The 6531-nt window shown below is 33.9% G+C and carries 5 protein-coding genes; 2 read left to right on the top strand and 3 right to left on the bottom strand.

What is annotated here, in order from left to right; translation table 11 throughout:
* Positions 1-207: 207 nt before the first annotated feature.
* Both LB465_RS17325 and LB465_RS17320 read right to left on the bottom strand, forming a co-directional pair.
* Positions 208-933: an SIMPL domain-containing protein gene (locus tag LB465_RS17325; protein ID WP_224471181.1), complete on the bottom strand. Its 726-nt coding sequence runs from the start codon at positions 931-933 to the stop codon at positions 208-210.
* 547 nt (positions 934-1480) lie between these two features.
* Positions 1481-4690 (bottom strand): type ISP restriction/modification enzyme, encoded by a 3210-nt coding sequence (locus LB465_RS17320; protein WP_224471180.1) that lies wholly within the window; start codon positions 4688-4690, stop codon positions 1481-1483.
* Positions 4691-5131: 441 nt separating this feature from the next.
* On the opposite strand from LB465_RS17320, the gene LB465_RS17315 reads away from it, so the two are divergent.
* Both LB465_RS17315 and LB465_RS17310 read left to right on the top strand, forming a co-directional pair.
* Positions 5132-5713, top strand: a complete 582-nt coding sequence (locus LB465_RS17315) for a hypothetical protein (protein WP_224471179.1) — start codon at positions 5132-5134, stop codon at positions 5711-5713.
* A complete protein-coding gene (locus LB465_RS17310; RefSeq protein WP_224471178.1) occupies positions 5697-5963 on the top strand; it encodes a hypothetical protein in 267 nt (88 codons plus the stop codon). The genes LB465_RS17315 and LB465_RS17310 overlap by 17 nt, the downstream gene beginning before the upstream one ends.
* Positions 5964-6377: 414 nt before the next feature.
* Here the strand turns inward: LB465_RS17310 and LB465_RS17305 are convergent, their stop codons facing one another.
* Positions 6378-6524, bottom strand: a complete 147-nt coding sequence (locus LB465_RS17305) for a hypothetical protein (RefSeq protein WP_224471177.1) — start codon at positions 6522-6524, stop codon at positions 6378-6380.
* Between the last annotated feature and the right edge of the window lie 7 nt (positions 6525-6531).

The following is a 6531-nucleotide window of genomic DNA, read 5'->3' as shown; positions in this document are numbered from 1 at the left end:
TACCAAGAAAAAATACTACTTAATAAACAAAAAAGCTTATTCAAAATGGCAAAAGAAATGAACATGGTAATCAGCTATAAAACAGCAACTTGAAAAATACGTCAATGGTAATTTATTTCAGGATCTAAGTTATGGGTAACTAAAACATTTTAGAAGCTGAAACAAGTTCAGCTTGACGGATAGAGACCTTTTGAAATAACTTTTCCGTTAATCAATCTCATAATCTAACCGCATTGTAATAGATGCGGTTTTTCTTTTATCGGCGGTATTATAAGCGCCGCTCCAGCTGTAATCTTCGCCACTGTTTTGTCCGGTGATCTGGAAAACACCCATATTTGCATTTTTAAGTTTACCCAAACTACCACCGCTATTTTCAGCAATTCTTTCGGCTCTTAAACGAGCATCTTCAGTAGCTTTAGAGATCATTTCAATTTTTAGATCGGCAAGCTTGGTGTAATAATATCTTGGTGGGGTGGAGTTAAATTGAACGCCTTTATTCAATAATTCGGTAATTTCACGGGCAACGGCTTCTACCAGTTCTACGTCATTGGCTTCAATCTTTACGCTTTGAGTAAGCTGGTAGCCCTGAAAAATACTTCCTACATAATTCCCGTTTTGATATTGATTTTCCCGCTGTTCTGAAGTTTGTACTGAATTAAATACAATGTTCTCTTCGTCTATTCCTTTTTCGATAAGGTAAGTACGCACCGTTTCTTTGTCGTTGTTTAAATCTTTGTAGGCTTGTTCCAGGTTAGGACTCATTCGGCTAAAACTACCTTCCCAAACAATAAGATCTGAAGTGAAATTCTCGCTTCCTGAACCGGTTACCGAGATCACGCCGTCTGGATTGGCTCTACTAACATAAGATTCTCCCAGGAACCAGGCGGCGAGTACAATTGCAATGGCAAAAATTATAGCACTTATGTATTTCATTTTTTAATAAAAATTTGTTCAGAATAAAGATAGAAAATAAACCTGCTGGTTATTTTATTTTTGCTTCAAATTCTTACTTTTGCCTATGCAATGTATTATAAGTCCTTAAGCCCTTTATTTATTGGTGATATCGTTAATTTATTAAACGATATGTGGTAATTGTGTGGTAAAATAGGTCACGTATTAGTGTCTTTTTTCTAAAATTTAATTTTTATAGATACCAGTCCAGATAGGGAAATTGGAATTGATTTGAAGATTGTTAATTATAATATAGTCTCCGATTGTCTGGCAAAATACAATAGGTTAGTTGAAATATTATATTTAATAATACTGATAATATAGGAAACCCTGAAAAATTAGATTTTAAAAAATAATAATAATAAAGAAAAAATGTAGTTTAAACTAGTTATTAATTAAAGAGAATTAATGATAAAAAGATATAACTAAAAGTATATATAAAAAAAACTACTTTCTCAGAAAATAAACAAGGTAATTCCCAATTATTTTTCCCTTAGTGTTATAATTTAACATTAAAGTATTATGAGTGTTATCCTATTTTCATTTCTTCAATCTCTGGTTCAACCCCTATTTCGTCAATAGCCTCCATAAGCTCAATAGAGCGATTTAGAGCAACTATCATCCTTTGATAGTGTAAGACTTCATCATAAGACAAATCACGTCCTTTGCGGTCTTTCAACCATTTTTGTAAGGGTTGATATCCGCCAACTGAATATACCCAGGATTGTAAAGGAACATTATCAAAATATTGTTCATTATTAATCCATACTTTCCCAAGAGTATCATTGATGGGAACATAGCCTGGACTGGTTTTCGTTATTTTTCTTTCAATAATATTATTACCATCAATGGGATACTGGGTAATAAATTTATTTATTTGCGAATGGTTTAATAAATGATATTGGCGGAGTTCACTACCGAATTCAACTAACTTCCAAAAGGATTCCCCCTCTTTTGGATACGGAATCCTGGGGAAATCAATTTTAAGAAAATCTTTGTATTTTTTACGGAAATCTGGGGAGTATAAAACTGCATATATATAATCCATTAAATCTATAGGTTGAAAAATCCGTTTATTACCAGGTTCTAAATCACGAGTCATATCTTCATTTGGTAGAAATTTGTGATTTATTGAATCAGCAAATTCCTGAACAATATCTAGATTCAGATTGAGCTTTTTTTCATCCCCTAATCTGTGGCTTCCATTCAGGTATAGGCTAAATACCGTTCCCCGACCACGATAAAATATATTGGAATCGATAATCTTATCAGTAATATAGATAATATTCCATTCGTCATTACCAATCGCCTGTCCTTGTCTTCCAATAACTAAACCGATATTATTTGTATTAATAAAGTTATCCATTACCGTAGCTCTAGGATATGAATGAAACCCTTTTGATTTACCGCTATAAAGGGTGTTCCTAATGTCAAAGGGTCTGTATAAAACTTTAGTATGAATTGGTTTATTATTAATAATATCTTCCCTTGCTGTTTTTAATTTCCAGTCTCTTCCGTCCTTACCAAGAGAATATAGTTGCCTGAATTGATTATCATCTAATTTAATTATATCATCCTTCATCTTATTAAAGAAAGTGTCGTCAAATTGAATAGTCAAATGGTCACGTTCGGTAGTTATTCCAGATGCACTTAGTAAAAAAAGGTCATCCACCTTAAAACTATTGGCTTCGTTTAAAGGAGAAATCTGATGTTCTCTCAAGGAAAATTGCTCATTAAATGAATAAATCTCTTTCCATTTGATTGTATCTAACTGATTATTTTCAAGGAATTCATATTTTCGCTTACGTTCCCCAAAAAGGTCATATAACTTAAGTTTAGCTAGGTCTTTATTCTTTTTTTCTCCTTTTTTGATAAAAATATTGATTGAGACTCCAGAAAGAATATCGAAAACATTTTCATCTTTACCACCATCAGGAGCTTTTTCCTTTCTTTTAGAACTTCCGTGTAAATCCAAGATGTATATGTCGTCAAAGGTTTCCAGTAAGTGTTTGCGCATTTGCCTATGAATTAACCCATCAATGAAACTATTGTTAGTAATGTAAGCAAGTACGCCCTCACCATTTTTCTCAATAAGATGTTCCCCAAATCGTATAAACTTTATATAATCATCCGATAACGGCTGAATATTTTTTTCATCTAAACCCTTTTTATAATCCGATACCAGGGATTCTATCCAATCGCTTTTGTTCGAACTACTAACGCTATAAGGAGGATTACCAATAACACACATTACAGGAGTATCCCTTTTAACTGCATTTGCCTGGTCAGCTTCATCCGACAACCAGGAGCTAAATAATGTACTTGTATCTGGATGAGCTTCTTCGAGAGAGTTAGTGAGATATATTCTCAAACGTTGGTCATCGGTTGGTTTGTAGCCAGTTTCTGTCAACAACATATCCATCTTTAAATGTGCCATCGCATAACTAGCCATCAGTAACTCAAAACCATTTAAACGAGGTATAAGGTCTTTTTTCACATAGTTAGACCATATCCCTTGCTGACCTTGGAAACCCTTGTATATGTGTCTTACGACTTCAGCTAAAAAGGTTGAAGTTCCAGTTGCAGGGTCAAGAATTTGAACTTTATGAACTTCCTGTTCAAAATTTGTAAAACCAGTTTTAGACCTTTTATCGTGTGTGGGTACCTTTATTGAAATTTTGGTTTTACTGGTATCGGCTAAACCTTGCGTTAGATTAAACTCAGTTTTGAGAATGTCATCTACTGCACGCACAATGAAATTAACAACTGGTTGAGGTGTATACCAAACTCCACGGCTTTTTCTTAGGTTAGGATTATACTCGGCTAAAAATGTTTCGTAAAAATGGATAACAGGGTCATCTTGTCCAGTACTTTTCCCGAAGTTTTTCATGATTTTTGATACATCCGACGCTAGAAAAATGTTTACTAGTTCATCAACAATCCACACCAATCTATCATCTAGGTCATACCCAGCAATGTCCTGGAACAATTTTCTTAAAAATGGATTTGATTTCGGTATAAGTTGTGCGGCTTCAGTTCGGGAAAAGGTTTCCAGGGTAGGGTCATGATAACGAGCTGCAAACATCCCGTAAGCAATGGTCTGTGCATAGATATCGGAAAAGCTTTTATTGGTGATATCGTGTATCAACATTTGCTTAAAACTTATCATCTGGGATTTCAAGTTTGACCTGGTGTTGCTATTATCATCAGAGTTTAGTGATTTTTCAATAACATCGGCCATCAGGCGAGCTTTACCAGCCATCATTTTTGCTAATCGGCTGGGGGATTTTATTGACTGAGATACTGTTGTTGTAAAATCCTTAATTAAATGAGTGAACTGGGTGAAATTATCTGGAATGGGTTTGATAATTCCACTATCAACTTCAGCAATCCTAATATCGGTTATGAATTCCCCGTCTTTATAAAACCTAAATTGTAGATAGTCGGTGATAATAAGGTTAGATAGTCCAGCCTTGTAACGGTCAAACTGCTCCTTCAGATTTTTGTGATTGAGGTCGACACCAATGTCTTTAGCTTCAATATATCCCACAGGTATATTCTTTCGAGTCAGCATGTAATCGGGGGCACCGCAACTTACTCTTGCAGGTTCATTCGTCACTAAAACATCAGGTAACATCGAGGTTATTAAAACTTGCAAATCACTGCGATAGGAGTGTTCCCTGGCGTTGCCTGTAATATATAATTGATTGATGTGTGCGATGTATTCGTGAACGGTCATGAAAATGGTCTGTTAATTTTCTACTAATATAGAATTTTTTGTTTCATCCAATACCCAAGATACAATAGTGTATTTTTTGGTTTAAACCCTGGTACCCCTCACTACCTATGTATTTATAAATACTAACGGGGGTATCCTACGTTAGCATACCCCTCCCTATGTTTACGGTTTTAGTGTAATCGATGTTTTAGATAAAATTGGTTTAAAATTTATGTAAAAACAATTAAAGACCGTGCAAATTCAGTAGGCTTATTTTTCTTAAAATTATTGAAAATGAGAATCGGGTTAATTTTTTTTAAGAGTCAAAAATTTATGAATCAATTACTTATGTTTTTTTTTAATAAATAGTGCATTCAACCTATACTTTTTACATCATACGATTATACTTATCAATAACCACTAGTCATGGTTTTATAATAAGAGAAATAAAAACAAAATAAAATGATTAAAGAAATTAAAGGTGAAAAGCAATTACATAAGTATTTCAATCAGCTGAAGATGAAGATTTACTTTTCATCAACTGATGTGATGCATATGACAGGAATATCCTTGCGAACATTAAGATACAGAATTGCGGAGCTTAAAGTGAAGTACAAGGGGGTAAAATCCCTTATGTACCAAAAAGGAAATAAATGGCAAATCCACAATAATATCGTTGGGGAATTTTTACCTAAGTATGAACCCAAGTGGAAGAACCTGTACAACATCAATTGGCAATCATTCATTACGTGGAGTACTTTGAATAATTACGATATGGACTACCATAAGCAACTTGCAGATGAGTTGGCTTTGAATAACCCTGGCATTCGATTCTACTATGTATTAGAACGAACCGAGAACGGGAAGTACCACGGACACCTATTAAGCACTGGTGAAATGAAGCAAATCGAAAAGTCCATAAAAATAATACTAGATGATTATATCCCTTATTTCGAGTACAGATTGGAGGTAAGTGAGGTGAGAAATAAAGTTATGGCAATTAACTATCTACAAAAAGAAAAATACGATGAAAGATTATACTAACGATTTTATTGAAGAACAAATGGGGGATGTTAATTTAGACCATTTACCACATACTAAAGCTTTGCTTATTTTGTATGTCACCTGGAAATATGAAGATAATGCCGACACCTCAAATGAATCATTGCTAAGAGAGTGGTGGTATCTTCACGGTGAAAATCTTTTACATGAACTATTTACCAACGAAAGTGTTTATTCACCTAAACAGTATGAAGAGTACTTTAAAGCGGTTATAAGAGGTTTAAAGAGGTAATTGAAGCTTAAAATGACAGTATATGACCTGGGTGCAAATTCTCATTTTGCCCCAGGTTCAACTGTTTTTATTACCTACAAGCCATATAGCCTTCAAAGTGTTAAGTGTAAATTCAAGTAAGTGAAATCCTAATAGAAAAAATATTATACAGACACCAAAACACTCTTCTAGCCCAAAATGAGATACTATGAAATCATAAAATTTTTCTGATAAGTTGAACTACCACAAGTACAACTGGAAAAGGAACATTTTCTGCAAGTTAATTTACTACACCGAGCACATTTTTTAACAATATCTCTACTTTGAGAGTTTCCGCAATTAGGACAATTAGTAATTTTTTCCATTTAAAAGATGTAATTGATAAATATTTTATGTACGATACTGGTTCTAGGAAGTGAAACAAATTAACTGCGATTATGCAGCAGTAACACTTCCCGTTCTATAATTTGGATTCATTTCCCTTGCTATTTTTAATGCAGCACCTTGATTTGCTGCGAAGACTCTTGTCTTGGTCAAAAGACCTCCGCCTTTTGGGTGTAAATTAACTATCCATTCTTTCATATTATCA

It is taken from the genome of Salegentibacter lacus (assembly GCF_020164555.1).
GTDB lineage: Bacteria > Bacteroidota > Bacteroidia > Flavobacteriales > Flavobacteriaceae > Salegentibacter > Salegentibacter lacus.
The sequence above is the reverse complement of the archived record's forward strand: the minus strand, read 5'-3'. Positions and strand labels throughout refer to the sequence as shown.

Excerpts from the sequence above, each read along its gene's own strand:
- LB465_RS17310 (WP_224471178.1), top strand. The coding sequence starts at position 5,697 with ATGAAAGATTATACTAACGATTTTATTGAAGAACAAATGGGGGATGTT.
- LB465_RS17315 (WP_224471179.1), top strand. The coding sequence starts at position 5,132 with ATGATTAAAGAAATTAAAGGTGAAAAGCAATTACATAAGTATTTCAAT.
- LB465_RS17320 (WP_224471180.1), bottom strand. The coding sequence starts at position 4,690 with ATGACCGTTCACGAATACATCGCACACATCAATCAATTATATATTACA.
- LB465_RS17325 (WP_224471181.1), bottom strand. The coding sequence starts at position 933 with ATGAAATACATAAGTGCTATAATTTTTGCCATTGCAATTGTACTCGCC.
- LB465_RS17305 (WP_224471177.1), bottom strand. The coding sequence starts at position 6,524 with ATGAAAGAATGGATAGTTAATTTACACCCAAAAGGCGGAGGTCTTTTG.